The sequence below is a fragment of the Rhodobacter lacus genome, assembly GCF_042683065.1.
GTDB lineage: Bacteria > Pseudomonadota > Alphaproteobacteria > Rhodobacterales > Rhodobacteraceae > Rhodobacter > Rhodobacter lacus.
This window is the reverse complement of the sequence record NZ_JBHUIX010000002.1, coordinates 5,859-30,984: the sequence shown is the minus strand read 5'-3', so window position 1 is coordinate 30,984 and position 25,126 is coordinate 5,859. Positions and strand designations below refer to the sequence as shown.

General features: G+C 64.2%; 28 protein-coding genes. 11 read left to right on the top strand and 17 right to left on the bottom strand.

Going from position 1 to position 25,126, the window contains the following annotated elements; translation table 11 throughout:
* Nucleotides 1–3: 3 nt before the first annotated feature.
* Complete coding sequence (locus ACFSM0_RS00910; protein ID WP_377385796.1) at nucleotides 4–453, top strand: low molecular weight protein-tyrosine-phosphatase; 450 nt, start codon at nucleotides 4–6, stop codon at nucleotides 451–453.
* On the opposite strand, the gene ACFSM0_RS00905 is transcribed toward ACFSM0_RS00910, so the two are convergent.
* Both ACFSM0_RS00905 and ACFSM0_RS00900 read right to left on the bottom strand, forming a co-directional pair.
* Nucleotides 438–734, bottom strand: coding sequence for a hypothetical protein (locus tag ACFSM0_RS00905; RefSeq protein ID WP_377385793.1), 297 nt, complete (start codon nucleotides 732–734; stop codon nucleotides 438–440). The two genes, ACFSM0_RS00910 and ACFSM0_RS00905, sit on opposite strands and share 16 nt — an antisense overlap.
* 210 nt (nucleotides 735–944) lie before the next feature.
* Nucleotides 945–1,133: a heavy-metal-associated domain-containing protein gene (locus ACFSM0_RS00900; protein ID WP_377385790.1), complete on the bottom strand. Its 189-nt coding sequence runs from the start codon at nucleotides 1,131–1,133 to the stop codon at nucleotides 945–947.
* A gap of 165 nt (nucleotides 1,134–1,298) precedes the next feature.
* On the opposite strand from ACFSM0_RS00900, the gene lepA reads away from it, so the two are divergent.
* On the top strand, nucleotides 1,299–3,098 hold the full coding sequence (gene lepA, locus ACFSM0_RS00895) for a translation elongation factor 4 (RefSeq protein ID WP_377385787.1): 1,800 nt from the start codon (nucleotides 1,299–1,301) through the stop codon (nucleotides 3,096–3,098).
* A 105-nt stretch (nucleotides 3,099–3,203) separates the two neighbouring features.
* The gene (locus ACFSM0_RS00890; RefSeq protein WP_377385785.1) at nucleotides 3,204–4,124 is read left to right on the top strand and encodes a manganese-dependent inorganic pyrophosphatase; all 921 of its coding nucleotides are present in this window, start codon (nucleotides 3,204–3,206) and stop codon (nucleotides 4,122–4,124) included.
* A 374-nt stretch (nucleotides 4,125–4,498) separates the two neighbouring features.
* Here ACFSM0_RS00890 and ACFSM0_RS00885 read toward each other — a convergent pair whose 3' ends face one another.
* The 5 genes from ACFSM0_RS00885 to ACFSM0_RS00865 form a co-directional block, all read right to left on the bottom strand.
* A complete protein-coding gene (locus tag ACFSM0_RS00885; protein WP_377385782.1) occupies nucleotides 4,499–5,056 on the bottom strand; it encodes a F0F1 ATP synthase subunit B in 558 nt (185 codons plus the stop codon).
* Between the two features lie 4 nt (nucleotides 5,057–5,060).
* Entirely contained in the window at nucleotides 5,061–5,621 is a 561-nt protein-coding gene (locus ACFSM0_RS00880; protein ID WP_377385779.1) for a F0F1 ATP synthase subunit B', read from the bottom strand.
* Between the two features lie 74 nt (nucleotides 5,622–5,695).
* Nucleotides 5,696–5,932 (bottom strand): F0F1 ATP synthase subunit C, encoded by a 237-nt coding sequence (locus ACFSM0_RS00875; protein ID WP_013066486.1) that lies wholly within the window; start codon nucleotides 5,930–5,932, stop codon nucleotides 5,696–5,698.
* 81 nt (nucleotides 5,933–6,013) lie between these two features.
* Nucleotides 6,014–6,781 carry a F0F1 ATP synthase subunit A gene (locus ACFSM0_RS00870; protein WP_245860850.1) on the bottom strand — a complete coding sequence of 256 codons (768 nt, stop codon included), beginning with the start codon at nucleotides 6,779–6,781 and terminating at the stop codon, nucleotides 6,014–6,016.
* 2 nt (nucleotides 6,782–6,783) lie between these two features.
* The gene (locus ACFSM0_RS00865) at nucleotides 6,784–7,128 is read right to left on the bottom strand and encodes an AtpZ/AtpI family protein (RefSeq protein ID WP_097068398.1); all 345 of its coding nucleotides are present in this window, start codon (nucleotides 7,126–7,128) and stop codon (nucleotides 6,784–6,786) included.
* Nucleotides 7,129–7,340: 212 nt separating this feature from the next.
* Here ACFSM0_RS00865 and ACFSM0_RS00860 point away from each other — a divergent pair, with 212 nt between their 5' ends.
* Together ACFSM0_RS00860 and ACFSM0_RS00855 are read left to right on the top strand one after the other, a co-directional pair.
* On the top strand, nucleotides 7,341–7,688 hold the full coding sequence (locus tag ACFSM0_RS00860; protein ID WP_377385772.1) for an ArsR/SmtB family transcription factor: 348 nt from the start codon (nucleotides 7,341–7,343) through the stop codon (nucleotides 7,686–7,688).
* Between the two features lie 95 nt (nucleotides 7,689–7,783).
* Nucleotides 7,784–8,287 carry an acyl-CoA thioesterase gene (locus ACFSM0_RS00855; RefSeq protein WP_377385769.1) on the top strand — a complete coding sequence of 168 codons (504 nt, stop codon included), beginning with the start codon at nucleotides 7,784–7,786 and terminating at the stop codon, nucleotides 8,285–8,287.
* 85 nt (nucleotides 8,288–8,372) lie between these two features.
* Here ACFSM0_RS00855 and lpdA read toward each other — a convergent pair whose 3' ends face one another.
* From lpdA to mdh, 9 genes are all read right to left on the bottom strand, one after another.
* A complete protein-coding gene (gene lpdA / locus ACFSM0_RS00850; protein ID WP_377385767.1) occupies nucleotides 8,373–9,761 on the bottom strand; it encodes a dihydrolipoyl dehydrogenase in 1,389 nt (462 codons plus the stop codon).
* A 124-nt stretch (nucleotides 9,762–9,885) separates the two neighbouring features.
* Complete coding sequence (gene odhB / locus ACFSM0_RS00845) at nucleotides 9,886–11,430, bottom strand: 2-oxoglutarate dehydrogenase complex dihydrolipoyllysine-residue succinyltransferase (protein WP_377385764.1); 1,545 nt, start codon at nucleotides 11,428–11,430, stop codon at nucleotides 9,886–9,888.
* A gap of 3 nt (nucleotides 11,431–11,433) precedes the next feature.
* Entirely contained in the window at nucleotides 11,434–14,403 is a 2,970-nt protein-coding gene (locus ACFSM0_RS00840; protein ID WP_377385761.1) for a 2-oxoglutarate dehydrogenase E1 component, read from the bottom strand.
* Nucleotides 14,404–14,474: 71 nt separating this feature from the next.
* On the bottom strand, nucleotides 14,475–14,858 hold the full coding sequence (locus ACFSM0_RS00835) for a hypothetical protein (RefSeq protein ID WP_377385758.1): 384 nt from the start codon (nucleotides 14,856–14,858) through the stop codon (nucleotides 14,475–14,477).
* Between the two features lie 12 nt (nucleotides 14,859–14,870).
* Nucleotides 14,871–15,512: a hypothetical protein gene (locus ACFSM0_RS00830; RefSeq protein WP_377385755.1), complete on the bottom strand. Its 642-nt coding sequence runs from the start codon at nucleotides 15,510–15,512 to the stop codon at nucleotides 14,871–14,873.
* Between the two features lie 107 nt (nucleotides 15,513–15,619).
* Nucleotides 15,620–16,504 (bottom strand): succinate--CoA ligase subunit alpha, encoded by an 885-nt coding sequence (gene sucD, locus ACFSM0_RS00825; protein ID WP_377385752.1) that lies wholly within the window; start codon nucleotides 16,502–16,504, stop codon nucleotides 15,620–15,622.
* A 29-nt stretch (nucleotides 16,505–16,533) separates the two neighbouring features.
* Complete coding sequence (locus ACFSM0_RS00820) at nucleotides 16,534–17,034, bottom strand: hypothetical protein (protein ID WP_377385749.1); 501 nt, start codon at nucleotides 17,032–17,034, stop codon at nucleotides 16,534–16,536.
* Between the two features lie 5 nt (nucleotides 17,035–17,039).
* On the bottom strand, nucleotides 17,040–18,233 hold the full coding sequence (gene sucC, locus ACFSM0_RS00815; RefSeq protein WP_377385746.1) for an ADP-forming succinate--CoA ligase subunit beta: 1,194 nt from the start codon (nucleotides 18,231–18,233) through the stop codon (nucleotides 17,040–17,042).
* 278 nt (nucleotides 18,234–18,511) lie between these two features.
* Nucleotides 18,512–19,474 carry a malate dehydrogenase gene (gene mdh, locus ACFSM0_RS00810; protein ID WP_377385744.1) on the bottom strand — a complete coding sequence of 321 codons (963 nt, stop codon included), beginning with the start codon at nucleotides 19,472–19,474 and terminating at the stop codon, nucleotides 18,512–18,514.
* Between the two features lie 251 nt (nucleotides 19,475–19,725).
* Between mdh and ACFSM0_RS00805 the strand changes: the two genes are divergently transcribed.
* Nucleotides 19,726–20,460, top strand: coding sequence for a sulfite exporter TauE/SafE family protein (locus tag ACFSM0_RS00805; RefSeq protein WP_377386163.1), 735 nt, complete (start codon nucleotides 19,726–19,728; stop codon nucleotides 20,458–20,460).
* A gap of 108 nt (nucleotides 20,461–20,568) precedes the next feature.
* On the opposite strand, the gene ACFSM0_RS00800 is transcribed toward ACFSM0_RS00805, so the two are convergent.
* A complete protein-coding gene (locus ACFSM0_RS00800; RefSeq protein WP_377385741.1) occupies nucleotides 20,569–21,336 on the bottom strand; it encodes a class I SAM-dependent methyltransferase in 768 nt (255 codons plus the stop codon).
* 247 nt (nucleotides 21,337–21,583) lie between these two features.
* Here ACFSM0_RS00800 and ACFSM0_RS00795 point away from each other — a divergent pair, with 247 nt between their 5' ends.
* The 5 genes from ACFSM0_RS00795 (at nucleotide 21,584) to sdhC (ending at nucleotide 24,950) form a co-directional block, all read left to right on the top strand.
* Complete coding sequence (locus ACFSM0_RS00795; protein ID WP_377385738.1) at nucleotides 21,584–22,453, top strand: HpcH/HpaI aldolase/citrate lyase family protein; 870 nt, start codon at nucleotides 21,584–21,586, stop codon at nucleotides 22,451–22,453.
* A gap of 11 nt (nucleotides 22,454–22,464) precedes the next feature.
* Nucleotides 22,465–23,016, top strand: coding sequence for an NnrU family protein (locus ACFSM0_RS00790; RefSeq protein WP_377385735.1), 552 nt, complete (start codon nucleotides 22,465–22,467; stop codon nucleotides 23,014–23,016).
* On the top strand, nucleotides 23,016–23,219 hold the full coding sequence (locus ACFSM0_RS00785) for a DUF1737 domain-containing protein (RefSeq protein WP_377385732.1): 204 nt from the start codon (nucleotides 23,016–23,018) through the stop codon (nucleotides 23,217–23,219). Before ACFSM0_RS00790 ends, ACFSM0_RS00785 begins: the two co-directional genes overlap by 1 nt.
* Before the next feature lie 3 nt (nucleotides 23,220–23,222).
* A complete protein-coding gene (locus tag ACFSM0_RS00780) occupies nucleotides 23,223–24,260 on the top strand; it encodes a MaoC family dehydratase (protein ID WP_377385729.1) in 1,038 nt (345 codons plus the stop codon).
* A gap of 291 nt (nucleotides 24,261–24,551) precedes the next feature.
* Nucleotides 24,552–24,950, top strand: coding sequence for a succinate dehydrogenase, cytochrome b556 subunit (sdhC, locus tag ACFSM0_RS00775; RefSeq protein WP_377385726.1), 399 nt, complete (start codon nucleotides 24,552–24,554; stop codon nucleotides 24,948–24,950).
* Nucleotides 24,951–25,126 lie beyond the last annotated feature (176 nt).

The following is a 25,126-nucleotide window of genomic DNA, read 5'->3' as shown; positions in this document are numbered from 1 at the left end:
CTCATGCGTATCCTGTTTCTCTGCCTTGGCAATATCTGTCGCTCTCCGGCTGCGGAGGGGGTGTTTCGGTCGCTGGCGGCGCAGGCCGGGTTTGCGGCCACACTCGACAGCGCAGGCACCGGCGGCTGGCATGCGGGCGAGCCGCCCTACGCGCCGATGCAGGCCGCGGCATCGCGCCGCGGGTATGATCTGAGCCAGCTCCGGGCGCGGCAGATCACCCAGGCCGATTTCGCGACGTTCGATCTGATTCTCGCGATGGACCGGCAAAACCTGCGCGATGCAGAGGCCCTGCGCCCGGCAGGCGCAACGGCACGGCTTGAGATGTTTTTGCAGCCGGAAAAGGGCGCCTCAGAGGTGCCCGATCCCTATTACACCCGCGATTTCGATGGCTGTCTCGATATCATCGAGGCGGGGGCGCGGGCGCTGCTGGCGCGGCTTCAGCGCGCGCAATAAGCCTCGGCGGCCTCGGCAAAGCCCTTGTAGCGCAGCCAGAAATCCTCATCCGAGCGGCTGTCGGACATGCGCACATCTTGCGCCATGTCGGGGTCGGTAAAGAATTTCGCCGCCCGGCGCTGGTCGGCGCGCGAGAGGGTCGCATCCGCGACTTGCTGGATGCAGCCACACAAGCCGCGGTCGGCGGTGCGGCCCGCCTTCACACAAGCGCTGTCGATCGGGCCTGCAAAGGCTGCGCTGCCCGCAAGGGTGAGCGCGGCGGCGATAACGAGGGTCTTCATGCTGCTGTTCCCAAGGTTGCCTGAATACTGCCAGTTGCGGGCGCGGTTCGTGCCGGGCCCGTCAATTTGGCATGGATTTTAACGCTTTTGGCAACCGGGCACAATGCGCTCGGCGGGTTCTTGCCGATTGGGCCTGCGCACGCGAGATATTGGGGAACCCTGCCGCGCACACCCATAAATGGCGCGGTCGGGGCGTGGCGGGCGCCGTTCTCAGGCGATCACCTCGGCCTCGTAACCGGCCGCCTTGAGCGCGGCGAGCACCGTCTCCTCGGGCAGGCCGTTCACCTCGACTTCGCGGTCTTCGAGGCTGACGAGGGCGGAGCCGCCCACCTCGGTGATGGCATTCTCGACGGCAGCCTTGCAATGGGCGCAGGTCATGTTGGGAACGGACAGGATCATGGGGGCCTCCGGGGGTCTGTGGAGCGATTGATTAGCCAAGCGAAGCGCGCGGTCAATGGCAATATCGCGGCGCTTGGAAACGCCCGGGGGCGCGCCCGCATTATGCCCCGCGCCGCCCTCTCGTGACCCCTTCCCGGCTTGCCTCTTTGCCGCTATATGCGCGGCATGACAAAGCTCGATCACATCCGCAATTTTTCCATCGTGGCGCATATCGACCACGGCAAATCCACGCTCGCCGATCGTCTGATCCAGATGACGGGCACGGTGGCGCAGCGCGACATGAAGGAACAGCTGCTCGACAGCATGGATATCGAGCGTGAGCGCGGCATCACCATCAAGGCGAACACCGTGCGGATCGAATATCCGGCGAAGGATGGCCAGACCTACATCCTGAACCTGATCGACACCCCCGGCCATGTCGACTTTGCCTATGAAGTCTCGCGCTCGATGCGCGCGGTGGAGGGTTCGCTTCTGGTGGTTGACGCCTCCCAGGGCGTTGAGGCGCAGACGCTCGCCAACGTCTATCATGCGCTCGATGCGGGCCATGAGATCGTGCCGGTCCTGAACAAGATCGACCTGCCCGCGGCAGACCCGGACGCGGTGAAGGCGAATATCGAGGATGTGATCGGCCTCGATGCCTCTGACGCGGTCCCGATTTCGGCCAAGACCGGGCTCGGCATTCCCGATGTGCTCGAAGCCATCGTGCATCGTCTGCCCCCGCCCGAAGGGGAGCGCGACGCGCCGCTCAAGGCGATGCTGGTAGACAGCTGGTATGATGCCTATCTCGGTGTTGTCGTGATGATCCGCGTCATGGACGGGGTGATCCGCAAGGGCGACCAGATCAAGATGATGCAAACCGGTGCAGCCTACCGCATCGACAAGCTGGCCGTGCTGAAGCCGCAAATGGTCGATATTGCCGAGCTTGGTCCGGGCGAGATCGGCGTGCTCACCGCCTCGATCAAGCAGGTGCGCGACACCCGCGTGGGCGACACGATCACGCATGAGAAAAAGCCCTGTGACAAGCCGCTGCCGGGCTTCAAACCGGCGCAGCCGGTGGTGTTTTGCGGCCTCTTTCCGGTTGACGCCAACGATTTCGACGCCCTGCGCGACGCGATTGAAAAACTTGCGCTCAACGATGCAAGCTTCAGCTCCGAGATGGAGACCTCGGCCGCGCTCGGCTTCGGCTTCCGCTGCGGCTTCCTTGGGCTGTTGCACCTCGAGGTGATCCGTGACCGGCTCGAGCGCGAATATGATCTTGATCTGATCACCACCGCGCCCTCGGTCGTGTTCAAGCTCTACATGAAGGATGGCGAGGTGCGGGAACTCCACAACCCCGCCGACCTGCCCGACCTCACCTATGTCGACCATATCGAAGAGCCGCGCATCAAGGCGACGATCATGGTGCCCGACGAATATCTGGGCGACGTGCTCAAGCTGTGCCAGGATCGCCGCGGCATCCAGCTCGACCTCACCTATGCGGGCTCGCGCGCGATGGTCGTTTATGACCTGCCGCTCTCGGAAGTGGTGTTCGACTTCTACGACCGGCTGAAATCCGTCACCAAGGGCTATGCGAGCTTTGACTATCAGCTTGCCGAATATCGCGAGGATTTCCTCGTGAAAATGTCGATCCTTGTGAATGACGAGCCGGTGGATGCGCTCTCGATCATGGTGCACCGTGACCGCGCCGAGGGCCGGGGCCGGGCGATGGTGGAAAAGCTCAAGGAGCTGATCCCGCGCCACATGTTCAAGATCCCGATTCAGGCGGCGATCGGCGGGCGGGTGATTGCGCGCGAGACCCTTTCCGCCATGCGCAAGGACGTGACCGCGAAATGCTATGGCGGCGACGCCACCCGCAAGAAGAAGCTTCTGGAAAAGCAGAAGGCGGGCAAGAAGAAGATGCGCCAGTTCGGCAAGGTCGAGATCCCGCAAAGCGCCTTTATCGCCGCGCTGAAGATGGACGACTGAGCCCCTCGGGCGCGGGTGTGAAAGCCGCTGCCGGGAGGTGACAAGCGCCCCGGCAGTGCCTATAAGGCGTCCGACTTCACACCCATCAGATCACCCGAGGAACGCATGACCACCAAGGTTTTCGGCCATAAATCTCCCGACACCGATTCCACCGGCTCGCCCATCGCCTGGGCCTGGTACATGACCGAAGTGCTGGGACAGCCCGCGCGCGCGGCGCTGCTGGGCGAGCCCAACACCGAAGCCGCTTTCGTGCTCAAGCACTGGGCGCTCGAAAAGCCCGAGATCATCTCCGGCGTGGCCGAAGGCGAGAAAGTGGTGATCGTCGACACCAACAACCCCGCCGAGCTGCCCGAGGGCATCAACAAGGCCGACATCACCGCGATCATCGACCACCACAAGCTGGTGGGCGGGCTTGAGACCAAGGGCCCGATCGACATCACGATCCGCCCGCTCGCCTGCACCGCCACCATCATGTATGACCTGATGGGCGATGCCGTGGCCAAGGCACCGCGCGGCATCAAGGGCGCGATGCTGTCGTGCATCCTCTCCGATACGCTCGAATTCCGCTCCCCCACCACCACCGCGCATGACAAAGAGGTCTGCGCCGCGCTGGCCGCCGATCTCGGCGTCGACATGGGCGCGCTTGCCACGGCGATGTTCGAGGCGAAATCCGATGTCTCGGCGTTTTCGGATGCGGAATTGCTGCGCATGGACAGCAAGGAATACACCGTCGACGGCAAGGAGCTGCGCGTGAGCGTGCTCGAGACCACCGCGCCGAAGCTGGTGCTTGACCGCAAGGCGAGCCTGATGGCCTCGATGGTCGATGTGGCCAAGGAAGACGGCGCCGATCAGGTGCTCCTTTTCGTCGTCGATATCCTCAACGAGGAAGCCACGCTGCTGGTGCCGAACGATTTCGTCAAGACCGTCGCCGAGGCGAGCTTTGGCTGCACCGTCACCGGCGACAGCGTCGTGCTGCCGGGCATCATGAGCCGCAAGAAACAGATCATCCCCGCGCTCAAGGTCTGAGCCGGATCGAGAGGAACGGTTTCGCGCCCGTAAGCGGGCGCGACCCGGGCGGGGGGCGCTGCCCCCCGCACCCCCCGGGATATTTGCGCAAAGTCGAAGGGGAATACGCCTTCGCGCTTTGCCTTTTGTCCCCCGCCTACATCCCCGAAAGAGCTTTGAAAGATTGGGTCCGCCGCGCGTGAGCGCCGCAATCTGCCCGAGCCGATCCGGCGCGGAAGGCTTTGCCTTTCACCTTGCTCTCAATATCCCGGGGGGGCGGGGGCGGAGCCCCCGCGCGGGTCGCCGCGTGTAAGCGCGGCGAAAGAAAGCCCTTTGGCAAACGCAAAAACCCGGCACGAGGCCGGGTTTCTGGATTTTCTCTGGACCGGGTCGGCTCAGTTCAGGCGCGTTTCCACGTCGCCAATCGCCTTGTCGATCAGACCGGCCTTGTCCGAAGCCGACATCTGTTTTGCCAGAACTTCGCCCGCGGCGGCAACGGCCACCTGCACGGCACGGTCCTTGACTTCCTTCAGCGCCGCGGCTTCCGCCGAGGTGATCCGGTCTTCGGCCGCTTTCAGGCGGCGTTCGATCGCCACCTTCAGATCGTCCTTGGCCTGATCGGCTGCAAGCTGCGCATCGCGCTTTGCCGCCACCACGATCTCTTCGGCCTGGGCTTGCACTTCACGCGCCTTGCGCTCGTAGGAGGCAAGGATCGTCTGCGCTTCTTCGCGCAGCGCCCGCGCCTCTTCAAGCTCCGAGCGGATGCCCGCCGCACGCTTGTCGAGCATGCCCGCCAGCATCGAGGGCACCTTCACCTTCAGCAGCACGCCGATGAAGATCAGGAACGCCACCAAGATGACGAAATGCGCGTTGCGCAGCGAGAAGAACGGCCCTTCCGAAGCGAAAGCCGGCGAAGCCGAAAGGGTCACGAGCAGGAACATCAGTTTCTTCATCGTGTTACCCCTTCACCCGCGCATCGACCGCCGCGCCAAGCGCGGCCTTGTCGGCCTTGCCCCCGAGCGCCACGACGATTTCCGCCGCCGCTTCGGCTGCAACGGCTTGCACCGCCTCAAGCGCACCCAATCGGATCTCGCCGATGGCGACTTCCGATTGGGCAACGCGCTCGGCGATTTCCGCATCGGCCTTGGCCGTCGCGGCGTCGAGCTCTTTCTGGATCTCGGCCCGGGTCTCGGCGATGATCTTTTGCGCTTGCGCGCGAGCATCGGCGAGCGCCTTGGCATAGGCCGCTTCCGCGTCCTTGGCCTTGAGCTTGTATTCCTCGGCCGCCGCCAGATCGCCCGAGATCGTCCCCTGACGGTCCGCCAGCACCGAGGCGATGCGCGGCAGCGCAATCCGCGTCAGCAGCCAGTAGATGACGCCGAGCGACACCAGAAGCCAGAAGATCTGGTTCGGGAAGGTCGAGAAGTCGAGCTGCGGCATCCCGCCTTTTTCTGCGGCTTCGGCGGCATGACCGGCGACAGCGGCAGCGGCGTCGACCGCCTGTGTTTCGTTTGCCATGTCGTCCCCCTGGACCCCTCAGTTACCGGGTGGGCACGATGCGCCCACCCGACCGCAAGGATGAGGTAGTGGGATCAGACGGCGAACATCAGCAGAAGCGCGACGAGGAACGAGAAGATCCCCAGCGCTTCGGCGAACGCGATACCGATGAACATGGTGGCGGTTTGCGAGGCAGCCGCCGAGGGGTTGCGCAGCGCGCCCGAGATGAAGTTGCCCACGACGTGGCCCACACCGACGGCAGCGCCGCCCATGCCGGTGCACGCGAGGCCGGCACCGATGTAGGCACCCATTTGAACGATATCGCCTTCCATGATCGACACTCCTTGAGGTTGGAATTGGCTAGATAGGTTGAAGACTTGCGATGCGGCCCTGGGGCGCGCGGCTGAGGGGGCTCAGTGGCCCGGATGCAGCGCGTCCTTCAGGTAAACGCAGGTCAGGATGGTGAAAACATAGGCCTGCACGAAGGCCACCAGCGTCTCAAGCGCATACATGGCGGTGATCGCGAGGACCGAGAGCGGCGTGACGGCAATGCCGACGGCCGAAACGAGGATCAGCGGCGCAAAGGCGGCAAACACTTCCATCACGGCGTGGCCGGCCATCATGTTGCCCGCAAGCCGGATGGAGTGGCTGACGGGGCGCACGAAGTAGGAGATCACTTCGATCAGCGCCAGAAGCGGGCGCAGCGCAAGCGGCGCGGAGGTGATCCAGAACAGGCCGAGGAAGCCCGCGCCGTGCTTGACGAAGCCAAGGATCGTCACGCCAAGGAACACCGCAATCGCCATCAGCCCGGTCACCGCAATATGCGAGGTGGGGGTGAAGGCCATCGGGATCAGGCCAAGGAAGTTCGAGAAGACGATGAACAGGAACAGCGTGAAGATATAGGGGAAATACTTCAGCCCGTCCTTGCCCGCGACGTCTTCGACCATCTTGTGCACGAAGCCATAGGCGAGTTCGGCAACCGATTGCACCCGGCTCGGCACCACGGCGCGACCGCGCGTGCCCACAACGAGCAACAGCGTGATTGCCAGAATGCCGATGAACATCCACAGCGTCACGTTGGTGGGGGTGTACCAGTGGATCGGACCATCGCCGAACAGCGGATGGATCTTGAACGGTTCCATCGGGTGGAACACAAGGCCGGTGCCAGCTTCTTCTGCCACGACTATTTCCCCTCTTTGCCAGCGGACTGGGCCGCCGCCTGTGCCTTTGTCATCTCGTCGGCGGAGCGCAGCATCACCTTCACGCCCGCCGCAAAGCCGAGGAAGATGAACACCAGCATCAGGAAAGGCTTGGTGCCAAGAATGGCGTCGAGCCCGTAGCCGATGCCGAAGCCGATCCCCAGCCCCGCAATCAGATCGATGATCATCCGGTAGCCCATCTCGGCCATCCGAAAATCACCCGTTGCCGCAGGTTTGGGCGTGGCTTCTTCCTTGCGCAGTGTCGCAAGGCGTTTTTCCAGCGCCGCGAGGCGCTCGGGATCGGGTTCTTCCGAAACTGGATCCGACATAAGACGCCCCCCGCAGGTTGAGGTTTGTCTAACCATGAGAGGCCCCTGAGTCAACGCCGTTGGGGCTTGGCTTGGCACAGCGCAAGCACCTGATTTTGTTCGCATTCGAGTCTTCCGCGCGGCGAGGGGCGCTGGCGTTAGCGCAATCTCGCTGCGCGTGCATATTCAACCGATCGGTTGACGTTTCCGGGGCGCGCGCGCATTCTGTGGCCATGATTGCCCCGCCCAGCCTCGCCCTTGACGCCGTTTTTGCCGCGCTGGCGGACCCGACCCGGCGCGCCATCCTCACCATGCTGCTCGAGGACGACATGGCCGTGACCGATGTGGCGGAGCCCTTTGCCATGTCGCTTGCGGCAATCTCGAAGCATCTGGCGATCCTTGCCGAGGCCGGGCTGATCAGTCAGGAAAAGCGCGGCCGCGTGAAATGGTGCAAGCTCGAGCCCGCGGCGATGGAGGGGGCGATCACCTGGATCCAGAGTTTCGGCCAGTTCGAGCCGCTCGATCTTGACGCGTTCGAGCGCTTTCTCGAGGCCGAACTGGGGCCGGGCGAGGGCGGCTGAACGCGCGCTTCGTCGCAGGCGCGCGGCCCGGATCGGGCGTGGCATCGGGCGCGCAAAACCGCTAGTCAGGGGCAGGATTTCCGTTGGAGAGCGCCATGACCAACACGATCGCCGAAGCCGAGCGCAAGACGCTTGAGATGACCGTCCTGATGACACCGGATCTCGCCAATTTTTCCGGCAAGGTGCATGGGGGGGCGCTTCTGAACTGGCTGGACCGCGTCGCCTTCTCGCTCGCCTCGCGCTATTCGGGGCGCTATGCGGTGACGATCTCGGTGGACCAGGTGATCTTCAAGGAGCCGATCCATGTGGGTGAGCTGGTGCGGTTTCGCGCCAGCGTGAACCATACCGGGCGCTCCTCGATGGAAATTGGCATTAGGGTCGAGGCGGAAAACATCCGCGAGGGCACGCGGCGCCATACCAACAGCTGCTATTTCACCATGGTGGCGGTGGATGAGGCGGGCAAAACCGTGCCGGTGCCGCCTCTGGAGCCCGAGACCGAAACCGAAATACTGCGCTGGAAGGCTGCGGAATTGCGCAAGGCGCTGCGCCGCGAGCATGAGCAGCAGATGGACGCGGCGGCCCTCGGCAAATCCGAATAAGCGCACGGCTTTGCGCAACCAGCAGGGGGTCCGGGGGGCGCAGCCCCCCGGCGGGTCGCGCCCCGCGCCAGCGGGGCGAAACCAGTCAGGCGTGGATCGCGCCATCGCCGCAGGCAAGGGCTGCCTCGCGCACCGCTTCCGAATAGGTCGGGTGGGCATGGCAGGTCAGCGCCACATCTTGCGCCGAGGCGCCGAATTCCATCGCCACACAGATCTCGTGGATCATGTCGCCCGCGCCGGGGCCGATGATGTGACAGCCGAGAATCCGGTCGGTTGCCGCATCGGCAAGGATCTTCACGAAACCATCGGCCTGGAACACCGCCTTGGCGCGGCCATTGCCCATGAAGGAGAATTTGCCAACCTTGTAGGCGCGGCCCTCCTGCTTGAGCAGCTCCTCGGTCTTGCCGACCGAAGCGACCTCGGGCGTGGTGTAGATCACGCCGGGGATCACGTCGTAATTCACATGGCCATGCTTGCCCGCGATCACCTCGGCCACGGCCATGCCTTCGTCTTCTGCCTTGTGCGCCAGCATCGGGCCCACGATCGCATCGCCGATCGCATAGATGCCGGGAACGGAGGTCGCCCAGTGGCTGTCGGTCTTCACCTGCCCGCGCGGCAGCATTTCAACGCCGAGCGCCTCCAGCCCGAGCCCGCCGGTGAAGGGCTTGCGCCCGGTTGCCACCAGCACCACCTCGGCCTCGATCTCATGCGTGCTCTCGTCCTTGCGCAGCGCATATTTCACCGTGGCCTTGCCTTTGGTCTTTTCGACCCCGCTCACGGCGGCGCCGAGCACGAATTTAAGGCCCTGTTTGGAAAGGATCTTCTGCAGCCCCTTGGCCACTTCGCCATCCATGCCCGGCGTGATCGCATCGAGATATTCGACCACCGTCACCTCGGCGCCGAGGCGGCGGTAAACCGAGCCAAGCTCAAGCCCGATCACGCCCGCGCCGATCACCACCATCGATTTTGGCACTTTCGGCAGGCTGAGCGCGCCGGTGGAGGTGACGACCATCTGCTCGTCGATCTCGATGCCCGGCAGGCTCGCGGCCTCGGAGCCGGTGGCGATGACGATGCTCTTGGCCGAATGCACCTCCTCGCCCACTTTCACCTGACCGGGCGCCGGGATCGAGCCCCAGCCCTGCAGATAGGTGATCTTGTTCTTTTTGAACAGGAACTCGATGCCCTTGGTGTTCCCGTCGATGACATCCTGCTTGTAGGATTGCATCTTTGCCCAATCGACCTTCACCTTGGCGCCCATCAGCCCCATTTTCTCGAAGTTTTCATGCACTTCGTGAAGTTCGTGGGTGGCATGCAGCAGCGCCTTGGAGGGGATGCAGCCCACGTTGAGGCAGGTGCCGCCAAGGCTGCCGCGCCCCTCGACACAGGCGGTTTTCAGGCCAAGTTGCGCGCAGCGGATCGCACAGACATAGCCGCCCGGGCCGCCGCCGATCACGATAACGTCGAATTCTGCCATGGGTTTCGTCCTTTGATGGCTGGCGCCGGGGGGCTGTCTGCCCCCCGGACCCCCCGAGGATATTTGCACAAAGTCGAAGGGGGGCGGGAAGAGGGAAGGGGGCGGCGTGCCGCCCCCGCAGGGCTCAGAGGTCCATCAGCAGGCGGCGCGGATCTTCGAGCGCTTCTTTCACGCGCACGAGGAAGGTCACCGCGCCCTTGCCGTCGACGATCCGGTGATCGTAGCTGAGCGCCAGATACATCATCGGGCGGATCACGATCTGGCCGTTCACCACCACGGGCCTCTCCTGGATCTTGTGCATGCCAAGGATGCCCGATTGCGGCGGGTTGAGGATCGGCGAGGACATCAGCGAGCCATAGACGCCGCCGTTCGAGATCGTGAAGGAGCCGCCCTGCATTTCCTGCATGGTGAGCTTGCCGTCGCGGCCCCGTTTGCCGAGCGCGCCGATTTCCTTTTCGATTTGCGCGAAGCCCTTGGCATCGGCATCGCGCACCACCGGCACGACGAGGCCCGAGGGCGTGCCCACGGCCACGCCCATATGGACGTAGTTTTTGTAGATGATGTCGCCGCCGTCGATCTCGGCATTGACCTCGGGCACTTCCTTGAGCGCGTGGCAGCAGGCCTTCACGAAGAAGCCCATGAAGCCGAGTTTGACGGCGTGCTTTTTCTCGAACTGGTCCTTGTAGGCGGTGCGCAGATCCATCACCGCCGACATGTCCACCTCGTTATAGGTGGTCAGCATCGCTGCGGTGTTCTGCGCATCCTTGAGGCGGCGCGCGATGGTGGCGCGCAGGCGGGTCATTTTGACCCGTTCCTCGCGCGCGGCATCCTCGGCCGGAACGGGCGCGCGCGGCACCGAAGCGGGCGGCGGCGCAATCGAGACCTGCGTGGTTTGCACCGGCGCCGGAGCGGGCGTGGGGGCCGCCGCGGCAGCCGCCACATCTTCCTTCATGATCCGGCCATCGCGGCCGGTGCCGGTGACCTGATCGGGCGAGAGCCCGGCCTCGGCCATGGCCTTTTTCGCCGCGGGCGCATGTTCGACATCCTTGCCCCCGGCGGCGGGGGCGGGCGCCGCCGCGGGCGCCGCGGCTTTGGGCGCGGCAACCGCCCCGCCTGCGCCCTCGGCCATGACCGCGAGCTTGCCGCCTGCGGCGACGGTTTCCCCCTCGGCGGCGAGGATTTCGCGCAGCGTGCCCGCGACGGGGGCGGGCACTTCGACCGAGACCTTGTCGGTCTCGAGTTCGCACAGGATCTCATCTTGCGCCACGGCGTCGCCCGGCTTTTTGAACCAGGTGGAAACGGTGGCTTCCGACACGCTTTCGCCCAGCGCAGGCACCATTACATCCGTCATCTTGACCTCTTGAAAATTGGGCGCGGCGGGTTGAGGGGCGGCCGGGCCTTCGGATTTGGATTGCGCGGGCGCGGCACTGGCGCCTGCGGGCAGGAGCGTGGCGAGAAGGGCATTCACGCCCACCGTCTCGCCCTCTTGCGCGACGATCTCGCCCAGCACGCCCGCCTCGGGCGCGCGGACCTCGACCGTCACCTTGTCGGTTTCGAGTTCGCACAGGATCTCGTCGGGCCCGACCGCCGCCCCCGGTTTCACGAACCAGGTGGCGACCGTCGCCTCGGTGACGCTTTCGCCGAGCGTGGGCACACGAACATCAGTCATGGATCAGCCCTCCAGCGCGTCGTTCACGAGCGCGTCCTGCTCGGCCTTGTGGCGCGAGGCGAGGCCCGTGGCGGGCGAGGCGGAGGCGGCGCGGCCCGCATAGCGGGGGCGTTGATGTTTCGCGCCGATCTTCGAGAGCACCCATTCGAGGTTGGGTTCGACGAAGGTCCAGGCGCCCTGGTTTTTCGGCTCTTCCTGACACCAGATCACCTGCGCATCCTTGAAGCGGCCAAGCTCGGTCACCATCGAATGCGCCGGGAACGGGTAGAACTGCTCAAGCCGCAGGATGTAGACATCTTCGAGCCCGCGCTTGTCGCGCTCGGCAAGCAGGTCGTAATAGACCTTGCCCGAGCAGATCACGACGCGGCTGATCTCGGCATCGGGTTTCACCGTCAGCTCGGAGTTGCCCGGATGCTGCGGATCGGCATCGTCCCAGTTCACGCGGCGGAAGAACGATCCGGTGGTGAAGTCTTCGGCGCGCGAGATGCAGAGCGGATGGCGCAGCAGCGATTTCGGCGTCATCAGGATCAGCGGCTTGCGGAAGTTGCGGTGGATCTGGCGGCGCAGGATGTGGAAGTAGTTCGCGGGCGTCGAGCAGTTCGCGACGATCCAGTTATCCTCCGCCGAGAGTTGCAGGAAGCGCTCCAGCCGCGCCGAGGAGTGCTCGGGGCCCTGACCCTCGAAGCCATGCGGCAGCAGGCAGACCAGCCCCGACATCCGCAGCCATTTGCGCTCGCCCGAGTTGATGAACTGGTCGAACATGATCTGCGCGCCGTTGGCGAAATCGCCAAATTGCGCTTCCCAGAGGGTGAGCGCGTTCGGTTCGGCCAGCGAGAAGCCGTATTCAAAGCCGAGCACCGCATATTCCGAGAGCATCGAGTCGATGACCTCGTATTTGGCCTGACCGGGCTTGATGTGGTTGAGCGGGTAGTGCCGCTCTTCCGTGGTCTGGTCGATCAGCCCGGAGTGGCGCTGCGAGAAGGTGCCGCGGGTGCAGTCCTGCCCGGCAAGGCGGACCGGGAAGCCCTCGGCCAGAAGCGAGCCGAAGGCGAGCGCCTCTGCCGTGGCCCAGTCAAAGCCCGTGCCGCTCTCGAACATCGCCTTTTTCGCCTCAAGCTGGCGGGCGACGGTGCGGTGGATGTCAAAATCTTCCGGGTGGCTCGTGAGGGCTTTGCCGACCTCGGCCATCAATTCCGGCGAAATCGGCGTGACGCCCGCGTCATAATCCGAGGTCTGCCGGTCAAGGTGCTTCCAACGGCCATCGAGCCAGTCTGCCTTGTTCGGGCGAAACTGTTTGCCAGCCTCGTATTCCTCGTTCAGCACGGCCTGGAAGGCGGCCTTCATGTCGTCGATCTCGCCTTCGGGGATCAGCCCGTCGGCCACCAGCCGCTCGGTGTAGAGCTGCAGCGTGGTCTTGTGGCCCTTGATGTTTTTATACATCGCCGGGTTGGTGAACATCGGCTCGTCGCCTTCGTTATGGCCAAAGCGGCGATAGCAGAAGATGTCGAGCACCACGTCCTTGTGGAACTTCTGGCGGAATTCGGTGGCCACTTTCGCGGCATGCACCACCGCCTCCGGGTCATCGCCATTGACGTGGAAGATCGGCGCTTCCACCATCAGGGCGATGTCGGTCGGATAGGGCGACGAGCGCGAGAAGTGCGGCGCCGTGGTGAAGCCGATCTGGTTGTTGACGACGATATGGATCGTGCCGCCGGTGCGGTGGCCGCGAATGCCGGAAAGCTGGAAGCATTCCGCCACCACGCCCTGGCCCGCAAAGGCCGCATCGCCATGCAGCAGCACCGCCATCACCTGCGTGCGGTCCGGGTCGTTGAGCTGGTCTTGCTTGGCGCGCACCTTGCCCAGCGCCACCGGGTTCACCGCCTCAAGGTGGCTGGGGTTCGCGGTGAGCGACAGGTGCACGGTGTGCTCGTCAAAGGTCCGGTCGGCGGAGGCGCCGAGGTGGTATTTCACATCGCCCGACCCATCGACATCGTCAGGCTTGTAAGAGCCGCCCTGAAATTCGTGGAAGATCGCGCGGTAGGGCTTCATCATCACATTGGCGAGCACCGAGAGGCGGCCGCGGTGCGGCATGCCGAACACGATCTCTTTCATCCCGAGATTGCCGCCGCGCTTGATGATCTGTTCCATCGCTGGAATGAGCGCTTCGCCGCCATCAAGGCCAAAGCGCTTGGTGCCGGTGTATTTGACGTGCAGGAACTTTTCGAACCCCTCGGCCTCGACGAGCTTGTTGAGGATCGCGCGCCGCCCCTCACGGGTGAACTGGATCTCCTTGCCGTAGCCCTCGATCCGTTCTTTCAGCCAGGCGGCTTCCTCGGGGTTGGAGATATGCATGTATTGCAGCGCGAAGGTGCCGCAATAGGTGCGCTTGAGCACGTCGATGATCTGGCGCATCGAGGCGATTTGCAGCCCGAGCACGTTGTCGATGAAGATCATCCGGTCCATGTCTTCTTCGGAGAAGCCATAGGAGCGGGGGTCAAGCTCGGGATGGGGGTCGCCCGAGCGCATGCCGAGCGGGTCGAGATCGGCGATCAGATGGCCGCGGATCCGGTAGGCGCGGATGATCATCAGCGCGCGGATGGAATCGAGCACGGCGCGCTTGATCGATTCCTCCGAGGCTTGAACGCCCGCGGCCTTGGCGGCGGCGGCAATCTTTTCGGCTGCGGCTTTCGATTCCTTCGGGGCCACCGGCATCGCCCATTCGCCGGTCATCGCCGCGGTGAGATCATCCTCGGGCGTCGGTGGCCAGTCCGCGCGGGCCCAGCTCGGCCCGTGGGCAGACCGTTTCGCATCCACCTCGCTGTCGCCCAGCGAGGCAAAGAACGAGGCCCATGCCGGGTCGACCGAGCCCGGGTCATTGGCGTAATTGGCGTAAAGCTGCTCGACGTAATCGGCATTGGCGCCCTGCAGGAAGGACGAGGCGTGCAGCTGGTCGTTCGGAGAATGATCATTCATCGGCGTGATCCTTGCGAGATCGGTTGAGGGGCTGGGCTGCGGCGCGGGGGCGGCGCCGGGGCCGGTCGGTTTCAGGTGCAGTGCACCACGAGCGCTTTCATGCCGGGCACCCGGTCGCCGGGTTCGGTGACATGCGAGTCTTTCAGCGCCCGGCCATATTGGCCGCACAGCCGCGCCGGGGCGGCCGCGACCGCCGCCTTGTCGGCGGCAAATAGGTCGTAATAGATCACGCTCTGGCGGGCGTCGCCCGAGAGCGCGGCCACCGCATCGCTGTTGATGCCGGTGAGTGCGGTGAACTCGGCCTTGGGCCGGTCATCGCGCGGGATTGGTGGCGCGAGATCGGCTGCGCCCTGCGGGGCCGGGCTCATGCAGGCCGAAAGGGCGAGCGTGGCGAGACCGAACAGGCCGGAGCGGAGGCGCGAGGGCCGGGAGGACAAAAAACGGAGCGGGGACATGAGCATTTTCCCTCAGTCGCGATAGACGACGAGGGCTTCGCCGCCATTGGTGTTGAAAACGAAGGTGTAGCGCTTGCCGTTCACCACCTTCTGTGCGGTGCTGGCGCTGCCCGCCAGGCCCTGCGCGGCAAAGAACGCCTGCCGCAGCAGCTCGGGCGCGGCGACATCGGCGCCGGTCACGGCACATTCGAACCCGTGCGGGGTGGTGACATTGACCTGAACGCTCTGATTGAGGGCGGAGTTGCGGGCGATATAGGCGGAAGGACCAAGCAGCTGCGAGCCGCTGAGCGCACTTGGGCCGAAACCGCGCGCCCGTGCCGCATTGGCAATGCCCGCCGGATCGTCGAGATGGGCAGCACAGAGCGCCCCAAAGGTTTCGACCAGCGGCTGCGCCGCGGTTGACGTTTCGAGAGCGGGACCTGCCGCAGGCGCCGCCAGGGCGCTGGTCACGATCTCGTCGGGGGCTCTGCCGGGCGTTGCGACGGCATAGCCCGTCGCGCCGGTGGAGACCATTCCCGCCGGCGTGGTGGAATGGGCGGCACGCACCGGCACGGTCGTGACCGGGCCGGGGGGCGGCGGCGCCGTCCCCGATGTGCTGCCGCATCCTGCGAGAGCCAAAGCCGCAATCCAAGCCGGCGCGCGTTTCATCGTCATCTCGACCTCCAGTCAAATTCCCGCACCCGGCTGCGGCGCCAGTTGCAGTGCAGGGGCCACGGCCCCTGAAGGGAAGGGGCCGTGGCCCCCTCCCGATGGGTCGGGCCTCAGCCCTTGATCGCTTTGAGCACGGCTTCGCCAAGGCTCGCCGGGCTGTCGGCCACAACGATGCCCGCGCGTTTCATCGCCTCGATCTTGCTTTCGGCATCGCCCTTGCCGCCCGACACGATGGCACCGGCATGGCCCATGCGGCGGCCCGGAGGCGCGGTGCGGCCCGCGATGAAGCCCGCGGTGGGTTTCCAGCGGCCCTTTTTCTTTTCCGCCATCAGGAATTCGGCGGCTTCTTCCTCGGCGGAGCCGCCGATCTCGCCGATCATGATGATCGAGGTGGTTTCCGGGTCGGCGAGGAACATCTCGAGCACGTCGATATGTTCGGTGCCCTTGATCGGGTCGCCGCCGATGCCCACGGCGGAGGATTGGCCAAGGCCCACATCGGTGGTTTGCTTCACCGCCTCATAGGTCAGCGTGCCCGAGCGCGACACCACGCCCACCGAGCCGCGCTTGAAGATCGAGCCCGGCATGATGCCGATCTTGCAGGCGTCGGGCGTCATCACGCCGGGGCAGTTCGGGCCGATCAGGCGCGATTTGCTGTCCACCAGAGCGCGTTTCACCCGCATCATGTCGAGCACCGGAATGCCCTCGGTGATGCAGACAATGAGTTCCATCTCGGCGTCGATCGCCTCAAGGATACTGTCCGCGGCATAGGGCGGCGGCACATAGATCACCGTCGCATCGGCGCCGGTCACGTGCCTGGCTTCATGGACCGAGTTGAAGACCGGCAGGCCGAGATGCTCGGAGCCGCCCTTGCCCGGCGTCACGCCGCCGACCATCTTGGTGCCATAGGCAATGGCCTGTTCGGAGTGGAAGGTGCCCTGCGAGCCGGTGAAGCCCTGGCAGATGACCTTGGTGTTTTCGTTGACGAGGACCGCCATGTGCAGTTGCTCCTACATTGTCCGCGCGTTTACCGCGGGATGTAATAATCCATGATGAGTGAGTTGGCCGAGAAGACCGACTTGACCTGAATGACGGTCGCACCAAAGGCAAAACGCTGGTAGCTGAAGTCGCCCCCCGAAGGCGCGCCAACAGACTTTCCACCCTTTTTTGCCATGTCTCTCAGGGCAGCGTCGAAGACCGCGCGCGCGGTGTCGTATTCGGTGCGGATCACCTCGATACGGCAGCCACGCACACCCCGATTGTTCTCGCCCAATTCGATCGAATACACGGTGTCGAAATTGGCGCGCAGGCCGGCTTTGGCTTCGTAGATCGTCTTCCTTTTGGTCTGGCGCGTCATCGCCAGACCGGCCTGCGCCAGGTTCGCCCCGTCATTGACCTTGTGCAGAACGAAATCGACGCAGGTCTTCTGCATTTGCAGCATGACCGGGGTGTAGCGGGCGGCGTATTGATCCGCCGCCGCCCAACCGGGCACGAGCGCAAGCGCGAGAGACAGAAGCAAACGGCGCATCCCGATCAGCCTTTCACCGCGGCCACGATCTTTTTCGCACCGTCGGCCAGATCATCGGCCGCGATCACGTTGAGGCCGGATTTCGCGATGATCTCCTTGCCCAGTTCGACGTTGGTGCCTTCAAGGCGCACCACGAGCGGCACCTTCAGCCCCACTTCGGTCACCGCGGCGAGCACGCCCTCGGCGATGATGTCGCAGCGCATGATGCCGCCGAAGATATTGACGAGGATGCCTTTCACCTTCGGGTCGGAGGTGATGATCTTGAACGCCTCGGTGACCTTTTCCTTGGTCGCGCCGCCGCCCACATCAAGGAAGTTCGCCGGTTCTGCGCCGTAAAGCTTGATGATGTCCATCGTCGCCATGGCAAGGCCCGCGCCGTTCACCATGCAGCCGATCTCGCCATCAAGCGCGATGTAGTTGAGGTCGAACCGCGAGGCTTCCAGCTCTTTCGGGTCTTCCTCGGTCACGTCGCGCAGGTCGAGAATGTCGGGCTGGCGGTAGAGCGCGTTGTTGTCAAAGCCGAGCTTCGCGTCGAGCACCTTGAGGTGGTGGTCGGTGGTGACGATCAGCGGGTTGATCTCCAGCATCTCCATGTCCTTCTCAAGGAAGGCCTTGTAGAGCTTTTTGACGAGCTGGGCGCATTGCTTGATCAGGTTGCCCTCAAGGCCGAGCGCAAAGGCGATGCGGCGGCCGTGGAAGTCGCTGAGCGAGGTGGCCGGGTCAACCGAGAAGGACAGGATCTTTTCGGGTGTCTTGGCCGCGACTTCCTCGATATCCATGCCGCCCTCGGTCGAGCAGACAAAGGAGATCCGCGAGGTCTTGCGGTCGATCAAGAGCGCGAGATAAAGCTCGCGGTCAATGTCCGAGCCCTCTTCGATATAGACGCGGTTGACCTGCTTGCCGACCGGCCCGGTTTGATGGGTGACAAGCGTCCGGCCCAGCATCTTGCGCGCCTCGGTCTCGGCCTCGGCCACCGACCGGGCCAGCCGCACGCCGCCCTTTTCGCCCGCCTCGGGCTCGACGAAATGGCCCTTGCCGCGGCCGCCGGCGTGGATCTGCGCCTTGACCACCCAAAGCGGCCCGTCGAGCTCGCCCGCCGCCGATTTCGCCTCGTCGGCCTTGAGCACGACGCGGCCCTCGGAGACCGGGCAGCCGTAGCTCTTGAGGAGCTGCTTGGCCTGATATTCATGAATATTCATGGCTTGGTTCCCATGCTGATATGTTCGACCCGGTGTGGCACATCCCTCTGTTGTAACAAAACGATAAATGCGTGATTTGCAGGCAGATGGCGAAGAAAACGATTTTTGTGATCACGCATTTGCGAAGTGTGATCACAAAACTTCGGGGGCCGGAAAATGCTTGCGATAACGGAATCAGCCGCGGCGCAGCATCATCGGGGCCGCGCCTGCGCAAAGGAAAAGGGCGGAGAAACTCCGCCCTTTCCGCCCCGCTGGGGGCAAACAGTGACCGTGCGGGCTCAGGCGAGCGACGGGTCGATGGTCTTGCAGGCGGCAACGAGGCCTTTGACCGCGTCAACCGACTTGTCGAACATCACTTGTTCGGCATCGTTGAGCTTGATGTCGACAATCTTTTCGATGCCGCCGGCCCCGATGATCGTCGGCACGCCGACATACATGCCGTCGAGCCCGAAGGCGCCATCCACCCAGGCCGCGCAGGGCAGCAGGCGCTTTTGATCCTTGAGATAGGCTTCCGCCATCTCGATCGCCGAGGTGGCCGGGGCGTAGAAGGCCGAGCCGGTTTTCAGAAGGCCCACGATCTCGGCGCCGCCGTCCCGGGTGCGCTGGATGATCGCGTCGAGTTTTTCCTGCGTGGTCCAGCCCATTTCGACCAGATCCGGCAGCGGGATGCCGGCAACGGTCGAGTAACGCGCGAGCGGCACCATCGTGTCGCCATGGCCGCCCAGCACGAAGGCGGTGACGTCTTTCATCGACACGCCAAACTCGACCGAAAGGAAGTGGCGGAAGCGCGCCGAGTCGAGCACGCCAGCCATGCCGACGACTTTTTCAGCGGGCAGGCCGGAGAATTGCTGCAGCGCCCAGACCATCGCGTCGAGCGGGTTGGTGATGCAGATCACGAAAGCGTTCGGCGCATGGGCGGCAATGCCTTCGCCCACCGATTTCATGACTTTCAGGTTGATGCCGAGAAGGTCATCGCGCGACATGCCCGGCTTGCGCGGCACACCGGCGGTGACGATGCAGACATCCGCGCCGGCGATGTCTTCATAGGAGTTGGTGCCCTTGAAGCAGCCGTCGAAGCCTTCGGAGGGGCCGGATTCCGCAATGTCGAGCGCCTTGCCCTGCGGCGTGCCCTCGGCGATGTCGAAGAGGACAACGTCCCCCAGTTCTTTGATCGCGGCGAGGTGGGCAAGCGTGCCACCGATCTGACCGGCGCCGATGAGGGCGATCTTGGGTCGAGCCATGGGTTCCTCCAGAGGTCAAGCTGTTATGGGTGTTGCGCGAAGGACTAGCGTTTCGGCGCCCGTCTGTCCATAGCGCTGCGGTGCCGCGCGGCGGACGGATGTGAATTGTATGCGATTGCATGCCGTATTTTGCCACTGTTTGCGCTAAACATTTCCTTGCAGGCGCGGCGGTGATGGTTCATCCGGGCAGGAGAGCCAGGGCCGGGCGGAGCCGACCCGGACCGGCGCCGAATCTCGGAGGCGGAATGGAACTGGACGGCTTCGGCTGGGCGATGGCGATCCTGGCGGCGATCAGCGTGGGCATCTCCAAGGGCGGGCTGCCGATGGCCTCCTCGCTCTCGGTGCCGCTTCTGGCGGGGGTGATGAACCCGGTGGCCGCCGCGGGGCTGTTGCTGCCGGTCTATATCATCTCTGATGTGTTCGGGCTGATCGCCTATCGCCGCGTGTTTGAGCCGCGGGTGCTGAAAATCATGATCCCCGCGGCGGCGCTGGGCGTCGGCTTTGGCTGGGCCACGGCCTCGGTTGTGCCCGAGCGCGCGGTGACGGCGCTGGTGGGGGGCATCGGCGTTGTGTTTGCCCTCAATGCGCTGATCCGCCCGCATCTGGGCATGGCGCGCGAGGCGAAGGTGGCGCCCGGGGTCTTTTGGGGGGTGCTGACCGGCTTCACGAGTTTTGTCAGCCATTCGGGCGGGCCGCCGTTTCAGGCCTACACGATCCCGCTTGGCCTGCCGCGCACGGTGTTTGCGGGCACGTCGACAATTCTCTTCGCTTGGGTCAATGCGATCAAGCTCGTTCCCTATGCCGCGCTTGGGCAGCTCAATTTCTCGAGCCTCGAGCTTGCGCTCAAACTCGCCCCTTTCGCCGCTGTCGCGGTCTGGGCGGGGGTGCGGCTGGTGCGGGTGATCCCGCATGAGACCTTTTACAAGATCGTCACCTGGGCGCTGCTTGCGATCTCGCTGAAATTGCTCTGGGACGTGATTTTCTGATCGTGCCGCGGGCGCTGGGTCGCAATTGCGCAAAGCCCGCACCGCGCGGATGAGGTTGGGCGGGCGGTCCGGCCCTCCGGCTCGCGCCCGTCCAGAAGTTTGGAGCGCTCACGCGGCCTTGCGCAAAAGCACGCGGCGCGCCTTGGGATGGCCTGCGAGCAATTCGAGCGGCCCCATCGCGGCCAAGTCCCAAACCTGCGGCTCCACGGATTTGAGGCGCAGATCGAGCAGCACCGCGCCCGTCGGGGCGACCTGATCGCGGAAAAAGGCGCTGTAGGTCGAGGCCGGGTAATGGAAGCCGCAGGAGACAAAACTGACGGCAAGGTCAAGCGTCCCGGCTGTTGCAAGATCATCGGTTTTCGGGTTCAGCGTCAGCACCTTGTCTTCCGGCACGCCATTGGCGATCAGGAAGGCGCGCGCCTTTTGCAGGCTGGTATAGGCCGCGCCCTCGCTTGCGTAGCCAAAATGCCGCTGGCCGTTCTCCTCGATGTCGATCAGCACGATTTCGCAGCCGGTGTCGCGATGCGCGAGCAGATCCCAGATGGCATAGCCACAGCCGATATCGGCAACGCGGCGCGGATTGAGATCCTTGATCCGGGCCTGCATCGCCCGATATTCGCCCAAGATCACCGCCGCGGTGCGCCGGGCGATCTCGTCTCCGAGTCGGTCGATCTGCGCGGCGATCGGCGCCTCGTCGCCCTCGCTCCATGCCTTGATGATGCGCCCCGCGCGCGGCACGTCGAACAGGGTTTCCGAGCGCTGCAAAAGCATGTTGAGAAAATCGGCCCGGTCGAACATCGACACGTCAAGCGCGCGGATTTCGGGCTGTTCCGCATCCGCGGCAATATTCAATTCGGCAATCTCATGTGCGGTCATAGAATCCCCTTTTGGCAGGTCAGGACGTCCTGTCCGGCAGAACCCTCGCCGCATCTTATGCATGGTGCAAGGGCATTTGGCGGTTCCCGCGCGCTGTTTGCGCGCCGCGGCGCGGATCGGCCAGAAGCCGCGCAATCCTTGGGCGAGGGCGCCGCGTCCGGGCGCATTCTGCGCCGCGGCAAATGAGGGCTTGCCGAATGTGTCTGCCTCATGTTCTTTGGCGCAAGATTATTGCGAGGAGAGAATCATGAACGCCGCCGCCCGCCCTTATCGCTCGGTGCTCTATATCCCCGGTTCCAAGGACCGCGCGCTGGAAAAGGCCACGACGCTGGCCTGTGACGCGATCATCTTCGACCTTGAGGATGCGGTGGCGGTGGAGGAAAAGGTCAATGCGCGCGCCACGCTGGCCCGGGCGCTGACCGAGGCGGATTACGGCGCCCGCGCGCGGATTGTGCGCGTCAACGGGCTCGATACCGCATGGGGCCGCGATGATGTGATCGCGATGGCGGAAGCGATCCACGCCGGCGCGAAAATCGACGCGATCCTGATCCCGAAAGTGTCGATGAAGGGGGATCTTGATGCGGTGGCGAACCTGATCAACGGCGTGCCGCTCTGGGCGATGATGGAAACCGCGATGGGCATGCTCAACGCCGCCGAGATTGCCGCCCATCCGCGGCTCGAAGGCATGGTGATGGGCACGAATGATCTTGCCAAGGAACTGCAAAGCCGGTTCCGCGCCGACCGGCTGCCGCTTGTCACCGGGCTCGGGCTTTGCCTGCTCGCGGCGAAAACCTATGGCCGGATCATTGTCGATGGCGTTTACAACGCCTTCAAGGACGAGGCGGGGCTGAAGGTCGAATGCGATCAGGGCCGCGACATGGGCTTTGACGGCAAGACCCTGATCCACCCCGCGCAGCTTGAGATTGCCAATGCGGCCTTTGCCCCCTCGGAGGCTGAAATCGACCTCGCGCGCCGCCAGATCGCCGCTTTTGAAGAGGCGCAGGCACAGGGTCTCGGCGTTGCGGTTGTGGATGGAAAGATCGTTGAAAACCTGCATATCGTGACCGCGCGGCAAGTCCTCGCGAAGGCGGAGGCGATTGCCGCGCTCGCCAATTGAGGGACACGGCCATGACGATTCTCATTTTGGGCATCTTGCTTTGGGTGATGCCGCACATGTTCAAGCGCCTCGCGCCGCACCGGCATCTGATGATGATGCCGCAGGTGAAGGGGATGGTCGCGGGTTTCGTGCTGGTGGGGGTCGTGTTGATGGTGATCGGTTACCGGCTGGCGCCGGTGGTGCCGGTCTATGACCCGCTGCCGGGGATGGGGCATGCAAACAATGCGATCATGCTCGTCTCGATCTATCTGTTCGGGGTCGGCGGCGCGCGCTCGGTGCTGATCGACAAGCTGCGCCATCCGATGCTCACCGGCATGGTGCTCTGGTCGCTGGCGCACCTGCTGGTGAACGGTGATCTCGCCTCGATCGTGCTGTTTGGCGCGCTGGGGCTCTGGGCCGTGGCGGAGATGGTGCTGATCAACCGCGCCAGCCCGTGGAAACGCCCCAAGCCCGGCAAATGGACGGGCGATCTGAAAAACCTGATCGGCTCTGCGTTGATCTATGGGCTGATCACCTGGGTGCACACGCTTTTGGGGCACAACCCTTTCATGGGGAATTACTGATGCACGTCTATCGACTGTTGACCGAGGACGACACCTCCGCCTTCTGCCACAAGGTCTCGCTCGCGCTCGCAAAGGGCTGGGTGCTCCATGGCAGCCCGAGCTACGCCTTTGACGCCGCGCGCGGCGTGATGCGCTGCGCGCAGGCCGTCACCAAGGAGGTGGAGGGCGATTATCACCCCGATCTGAAACTGGGAGAGCTTTGAGTGATGGCAACGAAGACGAATCCGGGCCGCTTTTTTGAGGATTACGCGGTGGGGCAGGTGATCGAGCATGCCGTGCCGCGCACCATCGCCGAAGGAGAGCGCGCGCTTTACCACGCGCTCTATCCGGCCCGGCATGCGCTCTATTCGAGCGATGTCTTCGCTGCCGAATGCGGGCTTGACGGCTCGCCGCTTGATGACCTCGCGGCCTTCCATGTTGTCTTTGGCAAGACCGTGCCCGATGTCTCGCTCAATGCTGTCGCCAACCTCGGCTATGCCGAGGGGCGCTGGCTCTTGCCCGTCTATCCCGGCGACACGCTGCGCTCTGTCTCCGAGGTGATCGGGGTGAAGGAGAACTCGAACGGCAAGTCGGGCAATGTCTATGTGCGCACGCTCGGCCTCAACCAGAACGGCGAGATCGTGCTCGACTATGTGCGCTGGGTGATGGTGCGCAAACGCGACGCCGCAAGCCCCGCGCCCGTGCCGGTGCTCCCGGAGCTGCGCAAGGTGGTGCCGGTCGAGGATCTGGTGATCCCCGAGGGGCTGACGTTCGAGGATTACGATTTCACGCTGGCGGGCGAGCCGCACCGGCTTTCCGATTACGAAATCGGCGAGAAGATCGACCATGTCGATGGCGTGACGATCGAGGAGGCCGAGCACATGCTCGCCACCCGGCTGTGGCAAAACACCGCCAAGGTGCATTTCGACGCCACCTTCCGCGAGGATGGCAAGCGGTTGATCTATGGCGGCCATGTGATCTCGATGGCGCGGGCGCTCTCGTTCAACGGGCTCGCGAATGCGCAGATGATTGTCGCGCTCAATGGCGGCGCGCATGCCAACCCCTGTTTTGCCGGCGATACGATCAAGGCCTGGTCCGAGGTGCTCGACACGGCAGAAACCGGCGCGCCCGGGGTTGGGGCGATCCGGCTCCGGCTCGTGGCGACCAAACAGGGCGCGACGCCTTTCGCGCTCAAAGGCGACGACGGGAAATACCTCCCCGAGGTGCTGCTCGATCTCGATTACTGGGCGCTGATGCCGCTCTGAAACGCGGGCGACTCGGGGCCTTTGCGGGGCGGTGCGCAGGCGCCGCCCTTTGCTTTGCGCAATGCGGAACATGGATTTGAATGTTTGCGCTCAACCGCGGCTTCCGTCGCGGGACTTTGTGATCACAAAACCGCCTTTCGCTGATTTTTTTGCATTTGCGAAAGGATTTTTTGATCTGGATGCGTGACTTGGCCGCCGGATCGGCCTAAGGAAAATACATAATTCCGGCCAACCCGCCCGCGCCTCCTTCACGGGTCCAGTCGCAGGCGGCCCAGCACAGAGGGTTCTCCAATGGCTGAAACGAAACGGGTCGAGCGGCCCCTTTCTCCGTTCATGCTCGGCCTCTATTACCGCATTCAGATGACGTCGATGGGCTCGATCATGACCCGCATCACGGGCAATGCGCTGATTGTGGGCTTCCTGCTCGGCGCCTGGTGGCTGATCGCCGCCGTCTCGAGCCCCGGTCACTTCGCTTTCGTCAACTGGATCGTGACTTCGTGGATCGGCTGGCTGCTCTTTGCCGGCATGGCCTGGTCGATGTGGTTCCATTATCTGACCGGCCTGCGGCACCTGTGGTGGGACAGCGGGCGTGGCCTCGACATCGAGACCGCCGAGAAGCTCGGCTGGGGCGCGTTCTATGGCGCCACCGGGCTGACCCTGTTCACGCTCATCGTTCTCTGGATCGTCTGAGGAGGTTCCCATGCGCTATCTGACCGATCGCAAACGCGCCGTCGGCAAGGGGGCTTCCGGCTCCGGCACCGAGCATTTCTGGTGGATGACGATGTCCTCCGTTGCGCTCGCCTTCCTCGTGCCCGTGTTCATCTTCGTTTTCGGCTCCGCCATCGGCGGCTCGCAAGAAGAGGTGA

Bases quoted from the DNA above. Each gene is read 5' to 3' on its own strand.
- ACFSM0_RS00890 (WP_377385785.1), top strand. From the start codon at position 3,204: ATGACCACCAAGGTTTTCGGCCATAAATCTCCCGACACCGATTCCACC.
- ACFSM0_RS00865 (WP_097068398.1), bottom strand. From the start codon at position 7,128: ATGTCGGATCCAGTTTCGGAAGAACCCGATCCCGAGCGCCTCGCGGCG.
- ACFSM0_RS00860 (WP_377385772.1), top strand. From the start codon at position 7,341: ATGATTGCCCCGCCCAGCCTCGCCCTTGACGCCGTTTTTGCCGCGCTG.
- odhB (WP_377385764.1), bottom strand. From the start codon at position 11,430: ATGACTGATGTTCGTGTGCCCACGCTCGGCGAAAGCGTCACCGAGGCG.
- ACFSM0_RS00840 (WP_377385761.1), bottom strand. From the start codon at position 14,403: ATGAATGATCATTCTCCGAACGACCAGCTGCACGCCTCGTCCTTCCTG.
- ACFSM0_RS00800 (WP_377385741.1), bottom strand. From the start codon at position 21,336: ATGACCGCACATGAGATTGCCGAATTGAATATTGCCGCGGATGCGGAA.
- ACFSM0_RS00785 (WP_377385732.1), top strand. From the start codon at position 23,016: ATGCACGTCTATCGACTGTTGACCGAGGACGACACCTCCGCCTTCTGC.
- sdhC (WP_377385726.1), top strand. From the start codon at position 24,552: ATGGCTGAAACGAAACGGGTCGAGCGGCCCCTTTCTCCGTTCATGCTC.
- ACFSM0_RS00795 (WP_377385738.1), top strand. From the start codon at position 21,584: ATGAACGCCGCCGCCCGCCCTTATCGCTCGGTGCTCTATATCCCCGGT.
- ACFSM0_RS00885 (WP_377385782.1), bottom strand. From the start codon at position 5,056: ATGAAGAAACTGATGTTCCTGCTCGTGACCCTTTCGGCTTCGCCGGCT.
- ACFSM0_RS00790 (WP_377385735.1), top strand. From the start codon at position 22,465: ATGACGATTCTCATTTTGGGCATCTTGCTTTGGGTGATGCCGCACATG.
- sucC (WP_377385746.1), bottom strand. From the start codon at position 18,233: ATGAATATTCATGAATATCAGGCCAAGCAGCTCCTCAAGAGCTACGGC.
- mdh (WP_377385744.1), bottom strand. From the start codon at position 19,474: ATGGCTCGACCCAAGATCGCCCTCATCGGCGCCGGTCAGATCGGTGGC.
- ACFSM0_RS00830 (WP_377385755.1), bottom strand. From the start codon at position 15,512: ATGACGATGAAACGCGCGCCGGCTTGGATTGCGGCTTTGGCTCTCGCA.
- ACFSM0_RS00780 (WP_377385729.1), top strand. From the start codon at position 23,223: ATGGCAACGAAGACGAATCCGGGCCGCTTTTTTGAGGATTACGCGGTG.
- ACFSM0_RS00835 (WP_377385758.1), bottom strand. From the start codon at position 14,858: ATGTCCCCGCTCCGTTTTTTGTCCTCCCGGCCCTCGCGCCTCCGCTCC.
- ACFSM0_RS00900 (WP_377385790.1), bottom strand. From the start codon at position 1,133: ATGATCCTGTCCGTTCCCAACATGACCTGCGCCCATTGCAAGGCTGCC.
- ACFSM0_RS00875 (WP_013066486.1), bottom strand. From the start codon at position 5,932: ATGGAAGGCGATATCGTTCAAATGGGTGCCTACATCGGTGCCGGCCTC.
- lepA (WP_377385787.1), top strand. From the start codon at position 1,299: ATGACAAAGCTCGATCACATCCGCAATTTTTCCATCGTGGCGCATATC.
- ACFSM0_RS00910 (WP_377385796.1), top strand. From the start codon at position 4: ATGCGTATCCTGTTTCTCTGCCTTGGCAATATCTGTCGCTCTCCGGCT.
- ACFSM0_RS00855 (WP_377385769.1), top strand. From the start codon at position 7,784: ATGACCAACACGATCGCCGAAGCCGAGCGCAAGACGCTTGAGATGACC.
- ACFSM0_RS00820 (WP_377385749.1), bottom strand. From the start codon at position 17,034: ATGCGCCGTTTGCTTCTGTCTCTCGCGCTTGCGCTCGTGCCCGGTTGG.
- ACFSM0_RS00880 (WP_377385779.1), bottom strand. From the start codon at position 5,621: ATGGCAAACGAAACACAGGCGGTCGACGCCGCTGCCGCTGTCGCCGGT.
- ACFSM0_RS00905 (WP_377385793.1), bottom strand. From the start codon at position 734: ATGAAGACCCTCGTTATCGCCGCCGCGCTCACCCTTGCGGGCAGCGCA.
- lpdA (WP_377385767.1), bottom strand. From the start codon at position 9,761: ATGGCAGAATTCGACGTTATCGTGATCGGCGGCGGCCCGGGCGGCTAT.
- sucD (WP_377385752.1), bottom strand. From the start codon at position 16,504: ATGGCGGTCCTCGTCAACGAAAACACCAAGGTCATCTGCCAGGGCTTC.